A 19,939-nucleotide genomic window follows, 5' to 3' on the forward strand; every position below is an offset into this window, starting at 1 on the left:
CCTTAGAACTATATTCGTATAAAATGTAGGGTTAATGCGTAGGGGGTTAACTGGGTAATTCGTTAGTTTCAAGATTGCCTTGTATCGCCTCAGCATAAGGTTGTTAGCGTGCCGTATTTAATATTGACGCTGACAGTTTATGGTAAACCTGCGTATGTCGCTCTGTAGCAACAGCTCAACCTTGACAGCCTCTGGGTCTTTGTGGGCAAGTGCGACTAGGTTCCTTTTAGGAAGTACGGTGGTTTTATGAGTCCTTTACATTCTTGAGATGCTGAAATGATAAAAAAGCGATATCCAAGACTTTTCAGTCTGTTGTCTTCCCTAGTTGTCACGTTGCTGTTGAGTGGGTGTGACTTTGTATTGTTCGATCCGAAAGGCCAGATAGGAGTAGAAGAAAAATCTCTTATCATCACGGCAGTTCTATTAATGCTGATCGTGGTAGTTCCAGTGATTATCATGACAGTCGTATTTGCCTGGCGTTACCGGGCATCCAACAAGAATGCCACCTATGCTCCTGACTGGTCGCACTCAAACAAGATTGAAGCGGTTGTCTGGACTATCCCTGTTCTTATCATCCTGGTTCTCGGTTACATCACCTGGAAAACAACACATTCTCTGGACCCGCGCCAACCTATCGTCGCCGAGCAGCCCCAGATAACCATCCAGGTGGTCTCACTTGACTGGAAATGGCTATTTATCTACCCGGAACAAGGCATTGCCACTGTCAATGAGCTGGCTTTCCCGGTGAATACCCCGGTGCGCTTTGAAGTGACTTCCGGCACCGTCATGAACTCCTTCTTCATTCCACAGCTGGGCAGCCAGATTTACGCCATGGCCGGCATGAAGAATACTTTGCACCTGATTGCAAACGAGTCCGGCGTTTATCGCGGCCTGTCTGCCAATTACAGCGGACATGGTTTCTCGGGCATGAAATTCAATGCCAATGTCACCTCGCAAGAAAAATTCAATGAATGGGTACAAGAAGTCAAGCAGTCATCGACAACTCTAGATTCCGGCAAATACGCCACTCTGGAAAAAGCTTCATTCAACAACCCAATAGAGCGTTTCTCTTCAGTGTCGTCTAACTTCTATGACGCTATTGTTGAAAAGTACACACATTCTTCGGGTACGCATGCGCACTCACATTCGGGGAGCAAGGAGTAAAAATGTTTGGTAAATTAACTCTGGACGCGGTTCCTTATCATGAACCGATAATTATGATCACGCTGGCGATTGTCGGCGTGCTGGGCCTTGGGATGGTCGGGGCCCTGACCTATTACAAAAAATGGCAATGGCTATGGTCAGACTGGCTGACCTCTGTTGATCACAAGAAAATCGGCATCATGTACATCCTGGTGGCCATGATCATGCTGCTGCGTGGCTTTGCCGATGCGATCATGATGCGCGCCCAGCTAGCCGTTGCATCTGCCGGCTCTGAAGGCTTCCTCCCGCCACACCACTACGACCAGATCTTTACCGCGCATGGCGTCATCATGATTTTCTTCATGGCGATGCCGTTCATGGTTGGGTTGATGAACATCGTAGTGCCTTTGCAAATTGGCGCGCGCGATGTTGCCTTCCCTTTCCTGAACTCGCTCAGCTTCTGGCTGTTTGTGGTAGGTGTTGCGCTCATCAACATCTCCCTGGGAGTTGGTGAATTCGCGCAAACTGGCTGGCTGGCCTATCCTCCATTATCTGGCATTGAATACAGCCCTGGCGTCGGTGTGGACTACTGGATATGGAGTTTGCAGATTTCCGGGTTAGGAACGTTGTTAACTGGGGTCAATTTCTTTGCCACCATCCTTAAGATGCGCGCACCCGGCATGACCCTGATGAAGATGCCTGTGTTCACATGGACAGCCCTGTGCACCAACATCCTGATCCTGGCAGCCTTCCCTGTTCTGACCGTCACTCTTGCCCTTTTGACTTTTGACCGTTACCTCGGCACACATTTCTTTACCAACGATCTCGGCGGTAACCAGATGATGTATGTCAACCTGATCTGGATTTGGGGCCACCCCGAGGTGTACATCCTGATTCTTCCGGCATTTGGTATCTTCTCTGAAGTGGTAGCCACCTTCACCAAGAAAAAACTATTCGGTTACACCTCGCTGGTATGGGCGACAGCGGTCATTACCATCCTGTCGTTCATTGTCTGGTTGCACCACTTCTTCACTATGGGATCTGGTGCCAGCGTTAACGCCTTCTTTGGTATTGCTACCATGATTATCTCGATCCCGACCGGGGTGAAGATATTCAACTGGCTGTTCACCATGTACCGTGGTCGTATCGAGTTTTCCACACCCATCATCTGGACTGTGGGTTTCCTCATTACCTTTACCATTGGCGGCATGACTGGTGTTCTTCTGGCTGTCCCAGGTGCCGACTTCGTATTGCATAACAGCTTGTTCCTGATCGCCCACTTCCATAACGTGATTATTGGTGGCGTGGTATTTGGCTATCTGGCCGGTTTTGTATACTGGTTCCCCAAGGCATTCGGCTTCAAGCTGAATGAAAAACTTGGCCGTATCGCTGCCTATCTCTGGATCAGTGGTTTCTTCGTGGCCTTTGTCCCGCTCTACCTGCTGGGCTTCATGGGCATGACACGTCGCTTGAACAACTATGACAACCCAGCCTGGACTCCATTGCTGGCAATTGCATTGGTGGGCGCATTCATCATTGGTGCAGCCATCCTGTTCCAGTTGCTGCAGCTTTACGTCAGCATCCGCGACCGTGATCAGAACCGCGATCTTACAGGCGACCCATGGGGTGGCCGCACTCTGGAATGGTCAACTTCTTCCCCGCCACCGTTCTATAACTTCGCCAAAGTACCCGAAGTGAAGGAACTGGATGCATTCTGGGAAATGAAGAAGGATGGCACAGCCAACCAGGTTCCTGCCAAATATGAAAAGATCCACATGCCGAAAAATGCCTCTGAAGGCCTGATCATCAGCGCATTCAGTCTGGTATTCGGTTTTGCGATGATCTGGCATATCTGGTGGCTGGCCATCGTCAGCACCATTGCCATGCTGGTCACCTTCATTGCACGTAGCTACAACAGTGATATTGATTACTACGTGCCTGCTGAAGAAGTGGCAGCGATTGAAACCAAACATATTCAAGCTAAACAAGCGAGTCAGGCGTAAACATGTCTAGTCAAACCTTAAATACACAGCACGCTCATGCCGAGGAGCATGAGCACCATCACGACGCAGAATCTACCAAGATATTTGGATTCTGGATTTACCTGATGACGGACTGCATTCTGTTCGCGACCATTTTCGCGACCTATGCAGTACTGAGCACCAGCTTTGCCGGTGGCCCCACCGGCAAGGATATTTTCGAACTGGACTATGTCCTGGGCGAAACCTTCCTGCTGCTGTTCAGTAGCATCACCTACGGCATGGCCATGATTGCCCAGCACAAAGGCAATAAACAGGGCGTCCTTAAATGGCTGGCAGTGACATTCCTGTTTGGCCTTGGCTTCATCGTCATGGAGGTCAATGAGTTCTATCACTTGATCCATGAAGGCTTTGGCCCTGACCGCAGCGGCTTCCTGTCCGCATTCTTCACGCTGGTTGGCACACACGGCCTGCACGTCACTTGCGGCCTGATCTGGATGGCCGTCATGATGGCACAAGTCGCATCCAAGGGCCTGACCACGACCAACAATACCCGCCTGATGTGCCTGAGCCTGTTCTGGCACTTCCTGGATATTGTCTGGATCTGCGTATTTACTGTTGTTTATCTGATGGGGGTGCTGTAAATGTCACACGGGCACGTTGATCACTCTGGCGCCAGCCACGGCAGCGTCAAGACGTATGTAATCGGTTTTATTCTTTCTGTCATTCTGACGGTAATTCCATTTGCGCTGGTGATGTACCCCACTCTCGCTCCTGGCGTCATACTGATCAGTATTCTGGCACTTGCTGTCGTGCAGATCATCGTACACCTAGTGTACTTCCTGCACATGAACAGTTCCTCGGAACAACGCTGGAATGTCATGGCCTTCATCTTCACAATCCTGATCATTGCGATTGTGGTGATTGGTTCTCTGTGGATCATGTTCCACTTGAACCACAATATGATGAGGCATTAAAAAGCCAATTTGATGAAGCAATATCTTCTCATCACCAAGCCTGGCATCATCTTCGGCAACCTGATTTCAGTTGCCGGAGGCTTCTTCCTGGCATCCAGGGGCGAGATTGATTTCGCCCTGTTTCTGGCAACAGCCATCGGCATTTCCTTAGTCATTGCCTCTGGCTGTGTGCTGAACAACTATATAGACCGCGATATAGACAGCATGATGGAGCGGACTCGCAACCGTGTGATGGTGCGAGGGCTGATTCCGGCAAATAATGCAATTATCTATGGATGCATACTGGGCTTAGCTGGCATTGCACTCCTGTATGCCGCCACCAATATGCTCACCGTCTGGCTATCCTTGTTTGGCTTTGCTATCTACGTAGGCGCCTACAGCCTCTATCTCAAGCGCAATTCAGTATATGGCACGCTGATTGGCAGCCTATCTGGCGCTGCGCCTCCCGTGATCGGTTACTGTGCTGTAAGCAATGAGTTTGATATGGGGGCTGTCATCCTGCTGGTGATCTTCAGTTTGTGGCAGATGCCTCATTCTTATGCCATTGCCATTTTTCGTCTCAAGGACTACACCGCTGCCTCGATTCCTGTGCTTCCAGTTAAAAAAGGCATACTGGCAACGAAAAAGCACATCGTGCTCTACATCATTGCCTTTGTGATTGCTGCCGTCATGCTCACCCTGAGTGGTTATACCGGCAACAGCTATTTGGTGGTAGCAGGCGTAATCAGCATCTACTGGCTAGGTATGGCCCTTGCCGGTTACAAAACCAGCAATGATCAGGTCTGGGCGAAGAAGTTGTTTATGTTTTCCATTGTCACCATTACCGCCTTGAGCATCATGATGTCCATAGATTTCAAGCAGCCCGAGGAACGAAGTTTATGGCTAACGGCACACTCGGCCTCCTCTGCCACGCAAGAAGTCAAAGTTGATTGAGCTCATAATATCGGATTGACAAATAAAAAGCCGTTGCATGCAACGGCTTTTTCCTTCATGGCTGCTAACAATTGCCTTCATTTAACATGTGCTTGCATGGACTGGCCAATGACCGCCCTGGCAACTTCCGTTTCCTGCGCTGTCCGGGTGTTACTGATCAGTACAGAATGTCCTTGGCTAACAGCGTCCTTAACCAAATCTGAAAAATGCCTATCCTGGTTGGAGATGCCATTAGCAGCCCCTATAAAGCCGCCTACCATGGCACCCCATCCAATCATGGCCAAAGGGGCCATTAATGGGCTGGCTACAAACAAGCTGATGTTGGCAGCCACTATAGCAATCTGCCCCAGAGCACCCACACCCGCTCCTAGCGTAGTGCCAATCGCACTATCTACCACTACGTTTTTCAACACTTCATTGCTGTCTTCATCGCTTTTCATATCATCCGTGCGAGCCCCAGCAATCTGAATCTGGTCCTTGCTGATACCTTTAGCAATCAGTTGCCTGGCCACTTCGTGCGCGTCTTCCAAAGTGGGATAAATCCCAGTGACACTATCCAAATAGTCCTCTGTCTCTTTTGTATTCTGAATCATTTATAAAACTCCTGTCATCGCTATGCATAGATACACCTTCTGTTTATTGCCTAATTAGGGCTCACAGAACCTCGATTGATCTGTTCAGCATCTGGATCCAAGGCAGGAGGATTGCCCTCCAATCTTTCCCTTGAAGGCTCCATGTTGGCATCTGGCCGTTTTGAACGTTCTTTTTCATTCTTGGATGGATCAACTTTGCCAGGTGACGGTAACTTGATGTCGGGTTTAACCCTTGGCTTTTGCTCAGCAGGGGCAATCGGATTATCCAAATCAATTTCTGCAGAGAAAACAGGATAAGAAATAGAGTAAGAAATACCTATTAACAACATTGCAACGAGCTTACGCATGGCGTCCTCCATTGATTTGGACAATCACTGATATAAAACTCACACTTCCAAGATCCAAGTGCCCTATCTATACGATAATCTCAATAGTATGAAAGTAATATCGGTACATTCCTAAACCCACGTCAGACAAAGACTGACCTTGTGCATGAAAACAAAATCCGATCCACAATCCGCTGCCAAGCTTTTTGGTAAAGAACAAGAGGCTAGCGCCGCGGAAAGGTTAAACCGCAACCAGCGCCTGCTATTGATTCTGGCGATTATCATGGTGGCGCTGAATTTGCGCCCTGCCTTGTCCAGCATTTCTCCCATACTCGCAGAAATCAGATTACATAACGGGTTGAACAGCAGCATGGCGGGTATATTGACTACATTACCCGTTGCCTGCCTGGGCCTTTTTGCTCCGTTTGCGCCGATTTTATCCAGAAGGCTGACTGCTGAACGCATGCTGGTACCGCTACTTTTGCTGCTGGCAACAGGAATTGCGTTACGAGGCACTCTAGGTAATGTCGGCCTATTTGGCGGCTCTTTTCTGGCAGGCCTATGTATAGGCATGATAGGTGTATTGCTTCCAGGCATTATAAAGCGCGAATTTCCCCACCAGGCAACACTCATGATGGGCGTCTACACCATGGCCTTATGCCTGGGAGCGGCACTGGCCGCAGGATTTGCAGTGCCAGTGCTGATCATGTTCAATAGCCTCGATATCGCCCTTGGTTTCTGGGCATTGCCAGCAATCCTTGCAGCTTTGCTATGGTGGCCTTTCCGTCAACAAGGCAGCTTGCAAGATAGTCAACCCCACCACAATACCCGTGTGCTGTGGCGCGACCCATTGGCCTGGCAAGTCACCCTGTTCATGGGCTTGCAAAGCTCATTGGCATATGGCGTGTTTGGCTGGTTACCGTCAATTTTGCAAGAGCGTGGCGCCTCTCCAGCGGAGTCTGGCATTTATCTTTCAGCTTCGGTGATGGTGCAGGTTTTTTCAGCCCTGGCTGTGCCTTGGCTATCTTCATTTTTCCGTGACCAGAAACTCATCATCACATTGATGTGGTTATTGATCTACGCTGGCCTGATGGGATCGGTCTATGCGCCAATTGAAGGTTTTTGGGTATGGATGATCATTCTGGGATTAGGACAGGGGGGCGGATTTGCCATGGCTTTGGCATTGATTGTGCTGCGTAGTCCCAACTCAGCTGTAGCAGCCCAATTATCGGGCATGTCACAAGGAGTAGGCTATACCATGGCATCGCTTGGCCCTTATTTCATGGGGGTAATGCATGAAATGAGTGGAAGCTGGCATACGATAGGCTGGCTACTTTCCGCGATTGCCCTCGCAGGAATTTACTTTGGCATTCAAGCTGGGGCAAACCGCTTGGTATTAGAGAAAAAGCCGGATGCCGGATAAAAACATGCAAAAGGGAAAGCATGCTTTCCCTTTTGTCGATACATATCCATCCAGCTTGATTGTTTTATTTCTGACGGGCCTTGAATCGAGGATTGCTCTTGCAGATCACAAAAACTTTGCCATGACGGCGCACAATTTTGCAATCATGGTGGCGAGCTTTGGCAGACTTGAGCGAAGATAGTATTTTCATGGACAAACCTCATATTGAGAATGTTTGCCATTATCAATGTTTTTATTCAAAAACGCAACAATGTTGCAATTAATACTGCGTCGCTGTTAATTCCAGCTATTGCCATTTGTTACATTCAATGGCGGCTCCGCCATCAAGGCAATTTGTTCCCTCAATTCCAAAATCCTGTCCTGCCAGTATTTCTGTGTATTGAACCAGGTAAATGTCATGGGGAATGCAGGGTCATTCCAGCGCCGGGCAATCCAGGCTGAATAATGAATCAACCGCAAAGTACGTAGCGCCTCAACAAGATGCAGTTCAGCAGGATTGAATTCATAAAAACATTCGTACCCCCCCAGCAATTCTGCCAGTTGCATGTTCATATCAGCACGCTCACCTGAAAGCAGCATCCACAAGTCCTGTATCGCGGGGCCAGTACGGCTGTCATCAAAATCGACAAAATGTGGACCTTCATCAGTCCACAACAAATTGCTCAGATGACAATCTCCATGCAAACGCAGATGACTTACCTTGCCAGCCCTGGCATAGCAGTGCCTCACTCCCTCAAGTGCCTGTTCCACCACACTTCGATAAGCGGCCTCAAGGTCTGCTGGAATAAAATTATTGGCCAACAGCCAAGCAGCCGGTTCCTCACCAAAACTGGCAATATCAAGTGGCGGCCTATGCTGGAACGCTTCAAGGGCGCCTATAGAATGAATGCGGCCAAGAAAACGCCCTATCCATTCCAACCGGCCTTCTTGATCCAACTCTGGGATACGGCCTCCTCGTCTTGGAAAAACGGCAAACTTGAAATCCCCATATTCTTGCAGGGTTTTTCCTGCAATTATCAAGGGCGCAACAACGGGAATCTCCTGCTCTGCCAAACGTAAAGAGAACTGATGTTCCTCCATAATTTGCGCATCGGTCCAGCGCTGTGGTCTGTAGAACTTTACAATCACTGCCGGGGCGTCTTCTATCCCCACTTGGTAAACCCGGTTTTCATAACTATTAAGAGCAAGAAGACGACCGTCACCCATCATATGGACACTGCTCATTGCATCAAGAATGAGGTCGGGAGTGAGGCTGGAAAATGGAGCGGATATATTAGACATATCATTATTCTACAATGTCATGTCAAGCCCCATTGATTTATATAATCAAATTTAAAATCAGAATGTTAATTAAATTATTAATCAAATCACCTTAGATATGGCTTAAGCACATGCATGATTTTTGGCGAATCGGGACTGACATCACTGCTGTAAGAGTAAACATCTGACTCATTCGGCAATATCAGGTATTTATGGAAATTCCATAGGGGTGGCTCATGGGTCAGCGCATTAAGCTTTTTATACAACGGATTAGCATTAGCCCCTACCACTGAGCTTTTAATTGCCATCGGGAACGTCACGTCATAGGTTTGTTTGCAAAAATCCCCTATCTCCTTATTGGTGCCAAGCTCTTGCTGGAAATCATTGGAAGGAAACCCTAGCACCAAGAGTTTGCCCTTATATTGTGCAGATAAAGCCTCCAGCTTCTCAAACTGCGGCGCAAAACCGCACTTGCTGGCCGTATTTACAATGAGGATAGGCACATCCTGATATTGGCACAGATCTAGCTTCTTGCCCTGCAATGTATTGATCTTATGGCTATAAACTCCTTCACAGGCAGCGGTTGCCTGCTGGCTTGCCATGAATCCAAATAACGCAAGCAAAAAAAACCTCATATCAACACAACCTTTATCATTAACAATACTCGCCAGTTATGACCAGGCAATGTCATAAATGTTCTCTTGCTTGCGCGAGATAAGCCTTAACCAGCAAATGGCAGGCTTTGCAGACTCCCCCATACCATGAGCGTGCATACCATCAAGAAACTCCAGGCGATAATCCCGGCCATGGCAATAGCACCGAACAGTAACAGCGCATCTTTCTTGTCGCTAATATTAAAAATCACCGGTACTCCACAATAAACCAGCATGGCCGAGCTAATCATCGCCAATACAGTGATGAAAATATTCAAGGCAAGATTAGGAAGGAGGCAGAACAATGTCGCAATCCATAATGGTGTAGGCGCAATAGCTGTCAATGTAAATGCCTGACGGTACGAAGGATATATCTCCGCCACCTCTGCAAGCTGCCGTACTATGGAAGCCATTGCTGGTATTACCACCAACTGCACCAGAAAAACCGCAAGTGCCATCATCACTACCTCATGATGCAACAAAGTCGTTTGCATCTGATATCTGCTGACTGTGTATAAAACCAGCGCGGGAATCAATGCCAATGGGACTACGTGCAATAAGTAGAGACGATGCAGACTTGGTTGACTTTCAACCAACTCACTCCAACCTGCATTAGGTGAAACCAACAACTTGAGCAACTTGAGTGGATTCATGACGATCTCCTCCAGCATTCCATGGATAAGGCTTTGTATTTAGTGCAAGTATATGCCTATAAAACCATGCTACGCTGTCGACCTCCCCAGGAAATTCTGCAAAATACTTGGTTTTGTGGAAATACTTGATATATAATCCGCGCTCCATTCGCGGAGAGGTGGATGAGTGGTTTAAGTCACCACCCTGGAAAGGTGGCACAGGGGCAACTCTGTCGAGGGTTCGAATCCCTCCCTCTCCGCCACATCATGGCTCTAAGTCATGATACTGCTGGCAGGCCCCAGAGGCTTTATACAACTGATTGCCTCCATAGGTGTATACATCACCCCTATGGAGCCTTCATGAATACCGGCAAATATCCCACCTTCGTGGCGGCACCTACTACTTTCACCATCGTATCCCCGATGATGTCCCACACTATGCCAAAGGTAAGTAACCCTCAAGACTTTCAGCTTAAAGACCAATATATAGCGCATGGCTGTTCATTTGGCGCATTACTGTAAACTGCCTTCAAGGCTCAGCCCCAGCAGGGCAAAGTCCACCTTCGCCTGCATATTTCTAGGGCCACCAATGGACGTTGTCAGCAAGTTAGATTTTGCGGTGGAGTTGCCGGGTCTATAACTCACCCAACTACTGTCCAAGACGGACATGTTTTGCGATCAAGTGGTGACAAATCCGCATTTTGCGTCATGTGCACGCTACACCATACCATCGCGTCAAGGATGCCAAGCCGATACCACGCATGGTGATTAGATGGCCACTTTCAGCATTACCCTAGCTTTGTTGGGGCATGGTGAGCCGTATCCAGAACAGCCAGCAGAAACCACTGGCTGGAAATCCTCAATCGGCAGCGCGGACTGGACAATTGTCAGGGCAACCCATTCAATCTCCAACACAGGCTTTACCCGCCACTTGGCCTGGTAATAAAGCAGAGCAATAAACTCCTGCTTTAAGGCCCTGTACCACCGCCTGTACCACCGCCTGTACCACCGCCTGTACCACCGCCTGTGCCAGTGGTGCCTGTGCCAGTTGGGTTGGTGCCAGCGGGATTACCAGTTGGATCGGTACCTGTAGGATCAGCACCTGTCGTTCCAGTACCTGTCGCACCTGCGACTACAAAGTTGTTGTCAGACATTTCTGCTGTTGCGGGGAATGCTGCTGTTAGCGCCAGTACCACAAGTAGATTTGCTCTCATGTTCACCTTCTCCTTTAATGATTAAATAAAGTGCAAGGGAAATTCTTTTAAGGCGGGGTCTATGGTCGGGTTAGACGCTTTTTAGGAAGCATCTTAATGTACGAACAAGTTTTTGGAGAAAAGTTTAATAAAAACTTAAAGGGGTAAACGAACAGAGAATGGTTGTTGATGAGCTGCTACCCGTGCAATGCAGCAGAGTTCAGAACGTACAAGCAAAACATAGTCCAACAAAAAATCAAGCATATGTGCAGCAATGGCAAGAAGATTCCGTTCATAGCGAACCTCGTCATGAAGTACACCAGACATTGACGAAGACTTTGCAAGAGCCCGCGCGCTTATCGGCCCAATCCCTGTTGCACTATTACGGCATAATGATCAATGTTGAAATAGCCATGCTTACTGCCTAATGCGTTTGGCCTTGAGCAAATAAGCCTCTACATATCCCTTGCCTTTGACGTCAATGAGCCCTCTTGACTCAAACAGATAGTCATCTTTCAATAAATGATACGTCGCCGCTGAAACCTGGATTTCATTCGGTAAGCCTGTATGCTCCATCCGACTTGCCACATTGACGGCATCACCCCATAAATCGTAACTAAAACGTGTGTTACCAATAATACCGGCAACCACAGGGCCACTATTGATACCAATGCGCATGGCAAAAGACTGGCCCAGCGTTTTGGAAAGATCGGCTATCACTTCAGGCACTTCAAGTGCCATGTCAGCAATAACATGGGCATGATCAGGCCTGGCGTCAGGAGCACCCGCAATCACCATGTAGGCATCCCCTATCGTCTTGATTTTCTCTACTCCATACTTCTCAGCCAGTTGATCAAATCTTAGAAATACCATATTCAGCAAGTCAACCACTTCAGCAGGAGGCAAATCAGCCGACATCCGTGTGAAATCAACCAGATCCGCAAACATGATAGTTACAGCATCATGGCTGTCGGCTATTCGCTGATTGCCGCCTCGCAACCTGTCGGCAACAGCCCCTGGCAAAATGCTGCGCAACAATTGGTCGGAACGCGCCTGCTCCAGTGCAAGTGCTTCCATGGCCTTAGATTTTTGCGACTGAAAATATCGCATGGCGATATAAAGTATGGTGGCAACGCCCGCCATATTAATCACAAAAAATCCATTTTTTAGATGCTCGGGGATAGGTAATGCATGATCCGCAAACAAAGCGTTCAAATACCAAGATATGGCGGCAAGCGCTGTAAACAGCAAGAACCACGGAGTAGATTGCTTTGTCCCCAGGATCATCAGTGCGCCGACCGGTGAAAGGATTGCCCAGAAAGCCACGCCACTTGAAGCCTGGAACCCGCCAATGACCCATTGCATGAAAAACGGGATGACCAGCAACATCACCAGTTGGGTGAAGGTAAATGAATCAAAACGCTTCAGGCGGTAGAAAATCAACAGGCTGCTGTAGGAAATGATGATGTAGACATAAGGGATTGCGGCCATGAACGCATAGCCTTCTCCCAGGCTGGACAAGGCAAATATCCAGAACACGCACACCAGGCTTTCGGCAAGTACCAGGAACGACAATATAACTGTCCCCAGCACCACGGTAGAGTCGGTGCCAAAAGCATTCCCCAATAAAGGCCGCAGGAACCGCATCAAATAACGGTCAATTTGAAGCATTGAATGTTCTCTTTTTTTATTTTAATCATGCCACTAATCATCACAATATATATGAAGCCTTGGCCATAAGCCATATCTTTACTCCACATATAGCTGCTCAAAGCACTGGCTGTTGATTAGCGAATTGAGGTAGAATCTTGTCTGGCGGGCCTCCCCGCATTGCAAAGTAGCCAACCTGGTCAGGTCCGGAAGGAAGCAGCCACAACTATTGAAGCAAGTGCCGGGGGTTTGGCTCGCCTCTTAAGATACTGACTTACTGATGGATTTCTAATTCATCAGTACTGCTTTAGGCCTAAACGTTTTGTTTCCGGCTTTACTCTGCAGGGAGTAACTTTGGGCCCGAAACTATGCAGATCCACATAACGCATGACACCCATTGAGTTTACAAGCCCATGAGCTATCAGGTTCTTGCCCGAAAATGGCGCCCCAAATCGTTTGATGCGCTCGTAGGTCAAGAGCATGTCGTACGTGCACTCAGTAATGCCCTTGAGCAACAACGCCTGCATCATGCCTATCTGTTTACTGGTACACGTGGCGTAGGCAAGACTACCCTCTCCCGCATCCTGGCTAAATCACTGAATTGCGAAACCGGCATCACAGCAAGCCCTTGCGGCATATGTGCAGCATGCATTGCAATCGACAAAGGCAGTTTTATTGACTACGTGGAAATGGATGCCGCTTCCAATCGTGGTGTGGAGGACATGACTTCGCTGTTGGAGAAAGCGGTCTATGCCCCTACGCAAGGCCGCTACAAAGTCTATATGCTGGATGAGGTGCATCAACTGACAGGACATGCCTTCAATGCCATGCTGAAAACACTGGAGGAGCCACCTGAGCATGTCAAATTCATCTTGGCAACAACCGATCCTCAGAAAGTCCCGGTCACAATCCTTTCACGTTGCCTGCAGTTTAATCTGCGCCAAATGTCCAGTAGCAGCATCACTGAGCATTTGCAGCACGTACTCGCGCAAGAAAGCATTCCCTCAGAATCTGTTGCCCTGCAATTGATTGCCCGCTCTGCCAATGGCAGCATGCGAGACGCGCTTTCACTCCTGGATCAGGCCATTGCCTATGGTGGGAACAGCGTGAATGAAAAAGAGGTACGCGCCATGCTAGGCGCTATAGACCAGAGTTACCTATTTGACTTGCTTAACGCGCTGATTGACCATGATGGTACTTCGCTCTTGAGCCAGGCACATGCCATGGAGCAACGCGCCATCTCGTTTGATGCCGCACTTAACGACCTCGCCAACCTGCTGCACCAGGTCGCCATTGCCCAGGCCGTGCCTGAAAGCATTGCCAACGATTATCCAGAACGCACTGCCCTGCTTGATCTTGCTGCAAAACTTGGGGCAGAGGAATTGCAGCTCTATTACCAGATCACCCTGTTGGCTCGTCGGGATCTTGGGCTGGCGCCAGATGAGTTTGCCGGATTTACCATGGCACTGCTGCGCATGCTGGCTTTCAACCCTGGTGAACAGAAAACATCTGCTCGAACTCACACTCCAATCAATCGCACCACTACAGAATCTTCAGAAACAAAGCGTGATGCCAGTGCGGCTCTGTCTATAGGAAAAAGCACGCATGGGGTAAAACACGCCCCTTCTCCTGTTGAGCCTTCAGTAGTCGCTGAGCCGCTACAGACAGCGGAAGCATCTCTAACACCTGTTTTCACTACGGCAATTGAAGACGGGCCTGCTTCCCAACAGCATGCTAGCGTTTATAAAGAAGAGGCTCAGGAGCGCGAGCATATTAATGCTGGGTTGCCTAGCCAGCCGGCTGCAGAGGCTCAACCTCCATCAATCGCCAGAAGCTTTGATGGCAACTGGCGTACCCTGGTTGACCGCCTGAAGCTGGGATTGGCGCGTGCATTGGCACAAAACTGTGAATTGTCACACTTCGATGAACAGCAGATTGCACTTTCTGTTCCCCCATCCCAGAAACACCTGTTAGGCATGGGATATGAAGAGAAACTGCAAGCAGCAGTAGAGCAGCATTTTGGCAGAAAAGTGAAACTGCAATTTGCGGTTGGGGGCAGCGGAAATACGCCAGCTCAACAGATAAGCCAGGAAAAAGCAGCATTGCAATCTGATGCAGAAGACGCGATCAACAACGACGGGTTTGTACAGGCTCTGGTAAAAGACTTCGGCGCTCATATTATCCCGTCCAGCATTAAACCCCTTCAATAAACTCAATCTAGTTAAAGGAATAAAGACATGATGAAAGGCGGCTTGGGCAACCTGATGAAACAGGCCCAGCAAATGCAGGACAATATGAAGCGCGCCCAGGAGGAACTGGCCAATGTAGAGGTTGAAGGGCAATCTGGATCAGGCTTGGTCAAGATAGTGATGACCTGCCGTAATGAAGTGCGCCGTGTCAGTATTGATGACAGCCTGATAAGCGATGACAAAGACATGCTGGAGGACCTGATTGCAACTGCATTCAATGATGCTGTACGCAAGGCGGAAGCCACATCGCAGGAGCGTATGAGCGGCTTGATGGCCGGCATGCCTATCCCTCCAGGCATGAAACTCCCTTTTTAGTAAGGTTAATTACGTTCATGCGCAACCCGCCTGCCCTGGAGCAATTGGTCGAAGCCCTGCGTTGCTTGCCAGGTGTCGGACCAAAATCAGCATTGCGTATGGCCTATCACTTGCTGCAACGTGATCGCAAAGGAGCTGGGTTATTAGCGCAATCGCTGGACCAGGCACTTCAGGTGGTCAGCCATTGCAACCTGTGCAATAACTTTAGTGAACACCCCATCTGCCCCCTGTGCGCATCTGAGAACCGCGATAAATCATTGCTCTGTGTTGTGGAGATGCCCAGCGACCTGATGATGCTGGAGCAAACCCACTCATATCAGGGTATGTACTTTGTGCTGATGGGGCGCCTGTCTCCGCTGGATGGCATAGGCCCGCGGGATATTCATCTGGATAAATTGATCAAGCGCGCGCAAGACGGATATACAGAGGAAGTCATACTCGCCACCAACTACACGGTTGAAGGTGAAGCAACAGCACATTACGTCAGTGAGTTGCTGCGCTCACGAGGATTAAAAGTCAGCAGGATAGCCAGAGGGCTACCCATGGGTGGGGAAATTGAGCATGTAGACAGCGGCACACTTGCCCAAGCCATGCTTGAACGTCGCAGCGTACGCTAAATATATCCTGTCCTGAATGCACTGCGACAGATAGCGCCAGGCTAATAGAAAACTTATATCAGCGAGCGCTCTGCAATAAGTGAACGCCAGCAGGAAAGTGCAGGAATAATCTCCAGCGGAGAATCAACAGCATAATCTGCCCCCCATTCGAGTGGCCTGTCAGCTTCATCAAGATAACCATACAAGGCAACAACCGTAGGCATGCCTGCAGCATGCCCAGCCTGTATATCGCGCTCGGCATCCCCTATATAAATACATGCATCTGGCTTCACGCCTCCCCGCTCGCATGCCATGAGCATGGAGTCAGGATAAGGCTTAGGGAGCGAGACATCATCAGCGCAGACCAGGCATGCAAGACGTTGTTCAAGGTTTAACGCAGCGATCAAAGGCTCGGAAAAACGCCTGGGCTTGTTCGTTACAACACCCCACCGCAACCCTGACTGCTCTATCTCGGCCAACACTTCACCCATACCATTAAACAGGCTGGGCGCAGTAACAAAGACTTCGTCATAAAGCGCGAGATACTCTTCCCGCATGGCATTGAAATCCTCATCAGCTGGTGTGAGTCCAAAACCGATACCAAGCAACCCTTTTGATCCATGGGAAGCATAAGGCCGTATAACCGCCTGATCCAACTCAGGCAGGCCATGACACTGACGTTGTATATTGAGGGCCAGTCCCAAGTCAGGCGCTGTATCAGCAAGCGTGCCATCAAGGTCAAACAGAACCAATTGACTCATCGCTTATTTCACGGTCTGCAGGATGTAATTGACGGAAACATCGTCATTCAGTTTGTACACCTTGGTCAGCGGGTTGTAGCCCAGGCCCTTGAAACCAATAACATCGAGTCCTGCGGCGCGCACCCACGATGAGAGCTCTGACGGCTTGATGAACTTGGCATACTCATGGGTGCCGCGCGGCAGCATATTCAAGACATACTCAGCGCCAACAACGGCGAACAGATAGGCCTTGGGGTTACGGTTGATGGTAGAAAAAAACACCTTTCCGCCCGGTTTGACCAAATTGGCACATGCCCTTACGACTGCTGCAGGATCGGGTACATGCTCCAGCATTTCCATGCAGGTTACTACATCAAAACTCTCAGGGGCTTCATTGGCCAAGTCTTCCACCGAAATCAACCGGTAATCAACCTTCACGCCACTTTCATAACGATGCAGCTGCGCGACCTTTAGCGCTTTCTCCCCCAGGTCTATCCCCGTCACATCAGCACCACGCTCGCTCATGGACTCGGAAAGAATACCGCCACCACACCCTACATCCAGCACTTTTTTACCAGAAAGTGACGCATGGCTATCGATATAATCAAGTCTGAGAGGATTAATCTCATGCAAAGGCTTGAATTCACTATTCTTATCCCACCACTTATGTGCCAGGTCAGCAAACTTCTGCAACTCAGACTGATCTACATTCAGGCCCTGTGCTGACTCAATTGGGTTTGCCATACGGTACTGATCTCCTTTAATTCTGCAGGCTCAATATTGGCATAAATGCCATCCTGTCCTTCAAGCTTTTGATATCTTAACTCACCTGCCACCCACACATGGCTGACATGCTCACGCCCCAAGCTATACACCAGATGTGAAACAGGATTAAAGCAGGGTTGCACTTCATTGGCCGACACTTTGACTGCAACAATATCCGCAAATTTACCAATTTCCAGAGAACCTACATTGTTCTCCTGCCCTAAAGCCCTGGCAGCATTGATTGTTGCCATTTCCAAAGCCTGTGCGGCCGGCACTGCTGATGCATCACCACTGATGCCTTTTGCCAGCAATGCTGCCAAACGCATCTCGGCAAACATATCCTGGCGGTTATTGCTTGCTGCTCCATCCGTTCCTATCCCGACATTCACCCCCGCATTCAATAAACCTGCCACTGGGGCTATACCGTTTGCCAGCTTGAGATTGGATGCCGGGCAATGAGCAATATGACAGCCATAACTCGCCAAGACAGACATTTCTTCCAGCTCAAGATGCACTCCATGCGCGGCAATCAGGTTAGGCCCCAATAATCCAAGCTGCTCCAGACGCTGCAATGGGCGCATGCCATACTTGGCCAGGCTTTGCGCTATCTCCTCGCGGCTTTCATGCAGATGTGTATGGATATTCAGACCTAGTTGTTCTGCATAGGTAATGATATTGACGAACGTCTTGTCTTCAACCGTATAAGGTGCATGAGGCGCAAGGCTGGCACTGATCAATGGATTGTCTCGCCAACTATCCCTGGCTTCCAGCCCCTTCTGCAAATAATCTTCGGCATCATTTGCATAAGTGGTAGCAAACTCCATCACCACCAGGCCTACATTGGCGCGTATTCCAGCTTGCATGGCGGCTTCCGAGATAGCTCGCGGGAAAAAATACATGTCGTTGAAAAAAGTGGTTCCACCGGCCAGCATTTCAGCACACCCCAACAGCGTGCCATCGTGCACAAACGATGGCGAGACAAACTGTTTTTCTGTTGGCCAGATATGGTGCTGTAACCAGCTCATTAACGGCAAATCATCTGCCAGACCTCGCATCAATGTCATTGCACCGTGCGTATGCAAATTAATCAATCCTGGAATCAGGACATGCTCATCCAGCCTAATAACTTGCAAGGCAGCATAACCTTGCCTAGCCTGCTCAGTCGGCAGGATGTCGATGATAACGCCCTGATCAATAATGACCGTAGCAAATTCAAAGTATGCGCCACTTGGTACGGCAGGTACTACCCAGCGTGCTTCTATCGCTGCCTGTACCTTGATCGGGGAATTCTGCCTTGAATTATTCTGGTGATTTGTATTCATCTGATTAACAACATAAAAAAGCCCCGCAAAGCGGGGCTTTTTCAACGGCAGCGATTAATTATTCGCCAGCACGTTGTACTTCAATTTCAACTATTACACGGCGGTTAGGCTGCAGGCATTCAATAGCCTGCTTGCCACGTACACCAGTGCACTCAGCAACAGGCTCGGACTCGCCCTTGCCAACTGCATGCAGGCGGCTTTCTTCAATACCTTGTGAAATCAAGTATTTCTTGACTGTATTGGCACGACGCTCAGAAAGCTTCTGGTTGTAAGATGCATCACCAATGCGGTCAGTATGACCGGTGATCAGTACCAGCTCAACTTCTGGATGAGCCTTCATCTTTTCAACAACATCATTATTCAGAGCAGTCTTGCCTTCTTCTTTCAGGTTATCTTTATCGAAACCGAACAGAACTTCAGAAGACAGGGTCACCTTCTCAAACGCTGGCTCAGCTGGACCAACTGGGGCTGGTGCTGGTTCAGCAACTGGTTCTGGAGCTGGCTCTACAGCGGCAACTGGCTCTGGAGTTGGCTCTACAACTGGCGCTGGCTTAGGAGCACCGAAGCGGAAGATAGCACCCAAGTTCAGATAAGTGTTACCAACGGTGTGTGAACTGATATCGCCACTTGAACCTGCAAACTCAGCACGGCTCCAAACATGGCGCAAGTCAGCTTGCAAACCGAAAGATTCATTGAACAGGTACTGTGCACCAAAGCCCACGTTTGCCATCCATGAAGTTTTCTTGTCACCAAGGTCGGCGCCGGCAGCGTTAGTGTAATCAACATTATTGCGTGCTGCACCTACACCAGCCAGCAAGAATGGACGGAACTTGTCACGACTGAACAGATACAAGGCATCTACACCAAACAGCGTCTGGCGGTATTTACCACTCACACCGTCAAGGTCGTTATCAGCACGGTTGTGGCTCAAGCCAATTTGAACATCCCAGTGCTCGCTGATTTCCTTACCAAACTTCAGGAAGCCACCTACACTACGAGGCTTGGCGTCAAGGTCACTGTCTGCATGCATGACGTTGACACCTGGCAATGCATACCAAGCACCATCGTAAGCGACTTCATCAGCTGTAGCTACAGATGCGCCAAATGCAAATGCACCTGCAATTGCTAGGCTAATCAGATTTTTTTTCATTCGATTTCACTCCTGGATGACTAACGGACGACTAGACTAT

The 19,939-nt window shown here is 49.1% G+C and carries 22 protein-coding genes, 1 tRNA gene and 1 other RNA gene; 12 read left to right on the forward strand and 12 right to left on the reverse strand.

Features of this window, described 5'->3' with window-relative positions; all coding sequences use genetic code 11:
• Positions 1-312: 312 nt before the first annotated feature.
• Genes cyoA through cyoE form a run of 5 tightly spaced genes read left to right on the forward strand, consistent with a single transcriptional unit; the run spans position 313 to position 5,032 of the window.
• Positions 313-1,164, forward strand: a complete 852-nt coding sequence (gene cyoA, locus LG200_RS06245) for a ubiquinol oxidase subunit II (RefSeq protein WP_226756715.1) — start codon at positions 313-315, stop codon at positions 1,162-1,164.
• Positions 1,165-1,166: 2 nt separating this feature from the next.
• Positions 1,167-3,146 (forward strand): cytochrome o ubiquinol oxidase subunit I, encoded by a 1,980-nt coding sequence (gene cyoB / locus LG200_RS06250; RefSeq protein ID WP_226756716.1) that lies wholly within the window; start codon positions 1,167-1,169, stop codon positions 3,144-3,146.
• A 2-nt stretch (positions 3,147-3,148) separates the two neighbouring features.
• Complete coding sequence (locus LG200_RS06255) at positions 3,149-3,766, forward strand: cytochrome o ubiquinol oxidase subunit III (RefSeq protein ID WP_226756717.1); 618 nt, start codon at positions 3,149-3,151, stop codon at positions 3,764-3,766.
• The gene (locus LG200_RS06260) at positions 3,767-4,099 is read left to right on the forward strand and encodes a cytochrome o ubiquinol oxidase subunit IV (RefSeq protein ID WP_226756718.1); all 333 of its coding nucleotides are present in this window, start codon (positions 3,767-3,769) and stop codon (positions 4,097-4,099) included.
• A gap of 12 nt (positions 4,100-4,111) precedes the next feature.
• Positions 4,112-5,032 (forward strand): heme o synthase, encoded by a 921-nt coding sequence (cyoE, locus tag LG200_RS06265; RefSeq protein WP_226756719.1) that lies wholly within the window; start codon positions 4,112-4,114, stop codon positions 5,030-5,032.
• Positions 5,033-5,109: 77 nt separating this feature from the next.
• On the opposite strand, the gene LG200_RS06270 is transcribed toward cyoE, so the two are convergent.
• Positions 5,110-5,625 carry a hypothetical protein gene (locus LG200_RS06270; protein ID WP_226756720.1) on the reverse strand — a complete coding sequence of 172 codons (516 nt, stop codon included), beginning with the start codon at positions 5,623-5,625 and terminating at the stop codon, positions 5,110-5,112.
• A gap of 50 nt (positions 5,626-5,675) precedes the next feature.
• On the reverse strand, positions 5,676-5,972 hold the full coding sequence (locus LG200_RS06275; RefSeq protein ID WP_226756721.1) for a hypothetical protein: 297 nt from the start codon (positions 5,970-5,972) through the stop codon (positions 5,676-5,678).
• Between the two features lie 145 nt (positions 5,973-6,117).
• Between LG200_RS06275 and LG200_RS06280 the strand changes: the two genes are divergently transcribed.
• Complete coding sequence (locus LG200_RS06280) at positions 6,118-7,374, forward strand: CynX/NimT family MFS transporter (protein ID WP_226756722.1); 1,257 nt, start codon at positions 6,118-6,120, stop codon at positions 7,372-7,374.
• A 64-nt stretch (positions 7,375-7,438) separates the two neighbouring features.
• Here LG200_RS06280 and ykgO read toward each other — a convergent pair whose 3' ends face one another.
• From ykgO to LG200_RS06300, 4 genes are all read right to left on the reverse strand, one after another.
• Complete coding sequence (ykgO, locus tag LG200_RS06285; protein WP_226756723.1) at positions 7,439-7,564, reverse strand: type B 50S ribosomal protein L36; 126 nt, start codon at positions 7,562-7,564, stop codon at positions 7,439-7,441.
• A gap of 86 nt (positions 7,565-7,650) precedes the next feature.
• Positions 7,651-8,655 (reverse strand): serine/threonine protein kinase, encoded by a 1,005-nt coding sequence (locus LG200_RS06290; protein ID WP_226756724.1) that lies wholly within the window; start codon positions 8,653-8,655, stop codon positions 7,651-7,653.
• 86 nt (positions 8,656-8,741) lie between these two features.
• Entirely contained in the window at positions 8,742-9,257 is a 516-nt protein-coding gene (locus LG200_RS06295) for a glutathione peroxidase (RefSeq protein WP_404809787.1), read from the reverse strand.
• Positions 9,258-9,355: 98 nt separating this feature from the next.
• Entirely contained in the window at positions 9,356-9,940 is a 585-nt protein-coding gene (locus LG200_RS06300; RefSeq protein ID WP_226756725.1) for a Yip1 family protein, read from the reverse strand.
• A 152-nt stretch (positions 9,941-10,092) separates the two neighbouring features.
• Here LG200_RS06300 and LG200_RS06305 point away from each other — a divergent pair.
• Positions 10,093-10,182 (forward strand) — tRNA-Ser (locus LG200_RS06305).
• A gap of 509 nt (positions 10,183-10,691) precedes the next feature.
• Positions 10,692-10,862 carry a hypothetical protein gene (locus LG200_RS06310; RefSeq protein WP_226756726.1) on the forward strand — a complete coding sequence of 57 codons (171 nt, stop codon included), beginning with the start codon at positions 10,692-10,694 and terminating at the stop codon, positions 10,860-10,862.
• 25 nt (positions 10,863-10,887) lie between these two features.
• Here the strand turns inward: LG200_RS06310 and LG200_RS06315 are convergent, their stop codons facing one another.
• Entirely contained in the window at positions 10,888-11,133 is a 246-nt protein-coding gene (locus LG200_RS06315) for a hypothetical protein (protein WP_226756727.1), read from the reverse strand.
• 396 nt (positions 11,134-11,529) lie between these two features.
• Positions 11,530-12,783, reverse strand: a complete 1,254-nt coding sequence (locus LG200_RS06320; RefSeq protein WP_319004540.1) for an adenylate/guanylate cyclase domain-containing protein — start codon at positions 12,781-12,783, stop codon at positions 11,530-11,532.
• A gap of 143 nt (positions 12,784-12,926) precedes the next feature.
• On the opposite strand from LG200_RS06320, the gene ffs reads away from it, so the two are divergent.
• From ffs to recR, 4 genes are all read left to right on the forward strand, one after another.
• Positions 12,927-13,024, forward strand: an RNA gene (gene ffs, locus LG200_RS06325) — signal recognition particle sRNA small type.
• 151 nt (positions 13,025-13,175) lie between these two features.
• On the forward strand, positions 13,176-14,972 hold the full coding sequence (gene dnaX, locus LG200_RS06330; protein ID WP_226756728.1) for a DNA polymerase III subunit gamma/tau: 1,797 nt from the start codon (positions 13,176-13,178) through the stop codon (positions 14,970-14,972).
• Between the two features lie 27 nt (positions 14,973-14,999).
• Positions 15,000-15,326, forward strand: coding sequence for a YbaB/EbfC family nucleoid-associated protein (locus LG200_RS06335; protein WP_226756729.1), 327 nt, complete (start codon positions 15,000-15,002; stop codon positions 15,324-15,326).
• 17 nt (positions 15,327-15,343) lie between these two features.
• Positions 15,344-15,943: a recombination mediator RecR gene (gene recR / locus LG200_RS06340; RefSeq protein ID WP_226756730.1), complete on the forward strand. Its 600-nt coding sequence runs from the start codon at positions 15,344-15,346 to the stop codon at positions 15,941-15,943.
• Positions 15,944-15,996: 53 nt separating this feature from the next.
• On the opposite strand, the gene LG200_RS06345 is transcribed toward recR, so the two are convergent.
• The 4 genes from LG200_RS06345 to LG200_RS06360 are packed head-to-tail and all read right to left on the reverse strand — an operon-like array spanning position 15,997 to position 19,899.
• The gene (locus LG200_RS06345; RefSeq protein ID WP_226756731.1) at positions 15,997-16,683 is read right to left on the reverse strand and encodes an HAD family hydrolase; all 687 of its coding nucleotides are present in this window, start codon (positions 16,681-16,683) and stop codon (positions 15,997-15,999) included.
• A 3-nt stretch (positions 16,684-16,686) separates the two neighbouring features.
• Positions 16,687-17,406, reverse strand: coding sequence for a bifunctional 2-polyprenyl-6-hydroxyphenol methylase/3-demethylubiquinol 3-O-methyltransferase UbiG (gene ubiG, locus LG200_RS06350; protein ID WP_226756732.1), 720 nt, complete (start codon positions 17,404-17,406; stop codon positions 16,687-16,689).
• Complete coding sequence (locus tag LG200_RS06355; RefSeq protein WP_226756733.1) at positions 17,373-18,749, reverse strand: TRZ/ATZ family hydrolase; 1,377 nt, start codon at positions 18,747-18,749, stop codon at positions 17,373-17,375. Before LG200_RS06355 ends, ubiG begins: the two co-directional genes overlap by 34 nt.
• A gap of 58 nt (positions 18,750-18,807) precedes the next feature.
• Positions 18,808-19,899, reverse strand: a complete 1,092-nt coding sequence (locus tag LG200_RS06360) for an OmpA family protein (RefSeq protein ID WP_226756734.1) — start codon at positions 19,897-19,899, stop codon at positions 18,808-18,810.
• Positions 19,900-19,939: the final 40 nt, after the last annotated feature.

The sequence above is a fragment of the Methylobacillus caricis genome (assembly GCF_020532705.1).
Lineage (GTDB): Bacteria > Pseudomonadota > Gammaproteobacteria > Burkholderiales > Methylophilaceae > Methylobacillus > Methylobacillus caricis.

Coding starts and splice junctions, on each gene's coding strand:
- LG200_RS06345 (WP_226756731.1), bottom strand. CDS start 16,683: ATGAGTCAATTGGTTCTGTTTGACCTTGATGGCACGCTTGCTGATACA.
- LG200_RS06260 (WP_226756718.1), top strand. CDS start 3,767: ATGTCACACGGGCACGTTGATCACTCTGGCGCCAGCCACGGCAGCGTC.
- LG200_RS06320 (WP_319004540.1), bottom strand. CDS start 12,783: ATGCTTCAAATTGACCGTTATTTGATGCGGTTCCTGCGGCCTTTATTG.
- LG200_RS06310 (WP_226756726.1), top strand. CDS start 10,692: ATGGCCACTTTCAGCATTACCCTAGCTTTGTTGGGGCATGGTGAGCCG.
- LG200_RS06300 (WP_226756725.1), bottom strand. CDS start 9,940: ATGAATCCACTCAAGTTGCTCAAGTTGTTGGTTTCACCTAATGCAGGT.
- LG200_RS06360 (WP_226756734.1), bottom strand. CDS start 19,899: ATGAAAAAAAATCTGATTAGCCTAGCAATTGCAGGTGCATTTGCATTT.
- dnaX (WP_226756728.1), top strand. CDS start 13,176: ATGAGCTATCAGGTTCTTGCCCGAAAATGGCGCCCCAAATCGTTTGAT.
- ubiG (WP_226756732.1), bottom strand. CDS start 17,406: ATGGCAAACCCAATTGAGTCAGCACAGGGCCTGAATGTAGATCAGTCT.
- LG200_RS06270 (WP_226756720.1), bottom strand. CDS start 5,625: ATGATTCAGAATACAAAAGAGACAGAGGACTATTTGGATAGTGTCACT.
- LG200_RS06290 (WP_226756724.1), bottom strand. CDS start 8,655: ATGTCTAATATATCCGCTCCATTTTCCAGCCTCACTCCCGACCTCATT.
- cyoB (WP_226756716.1), top strand. CDS start 1,167: ATGTTTGGTAAATTAACTCTGGACGCGGTTCCTTATCATGAACCGATA.
- cyoE (WP_226756719.1), top strand. CDS start 4,112: ATGAAGCAATATCTTCTCATCACCAAGCCTGGCATCATCTTCGGCAAC.
- LG200_RS06355 (WP_226756733.1), bottom strand. CDS start 18,749: ATGAATACAAATCACCAGAATAATTCAAGGCAGAATTCCCCGATCAAG.
- LG200_RS06335 (WP_226756729.1), top strand. CDS start 15,000: ATGATGAAAGGCGGCTTGGGCAACCTGATGAAACAGGCCCAGCAAATG.
- LG200_RS06255 (WP_226756717.1), top strand. CDS start 3,149: ATGTCTAGTCAAACCTTAAATACACAGCACGCTCATGCCGAGGAGCAT.
- LG200_RS06275 (WP_226756721.1), bottom strand. CDS start 5,972: ATGCGTAAGCTCGTTGCAATGTTGTTAATAGGTATTTCTTACTCTATT.
- LG200_RS06315 (WP_226756727.1), bottom strand. CDS start 11,133: ATGAGAGCAAATCTACTTGTGGTACTGGCGCTAACAGCAGCATTCCCC.
- recR (WP_226756730.1), top strand. CDS start 15,344: ATGCGCAACCCGCCTGCCCTGGAGCAATTGGTCGAAGCCCTGCGTTGC.
- LG200_RS06280 (WP_226756722.1), top strand. CDS start 6,118: ATGAAAACAAAATCCGATCCACAATCCGCTGCCAAGCTTTTTGGTAAA.
- ykgO (WP_226756723.1), bottom strand. CDS start 7,564: ATGAAAATACTATCTTCGCTCAAGTCTGCCAAAGCTCGCCACCATGAT.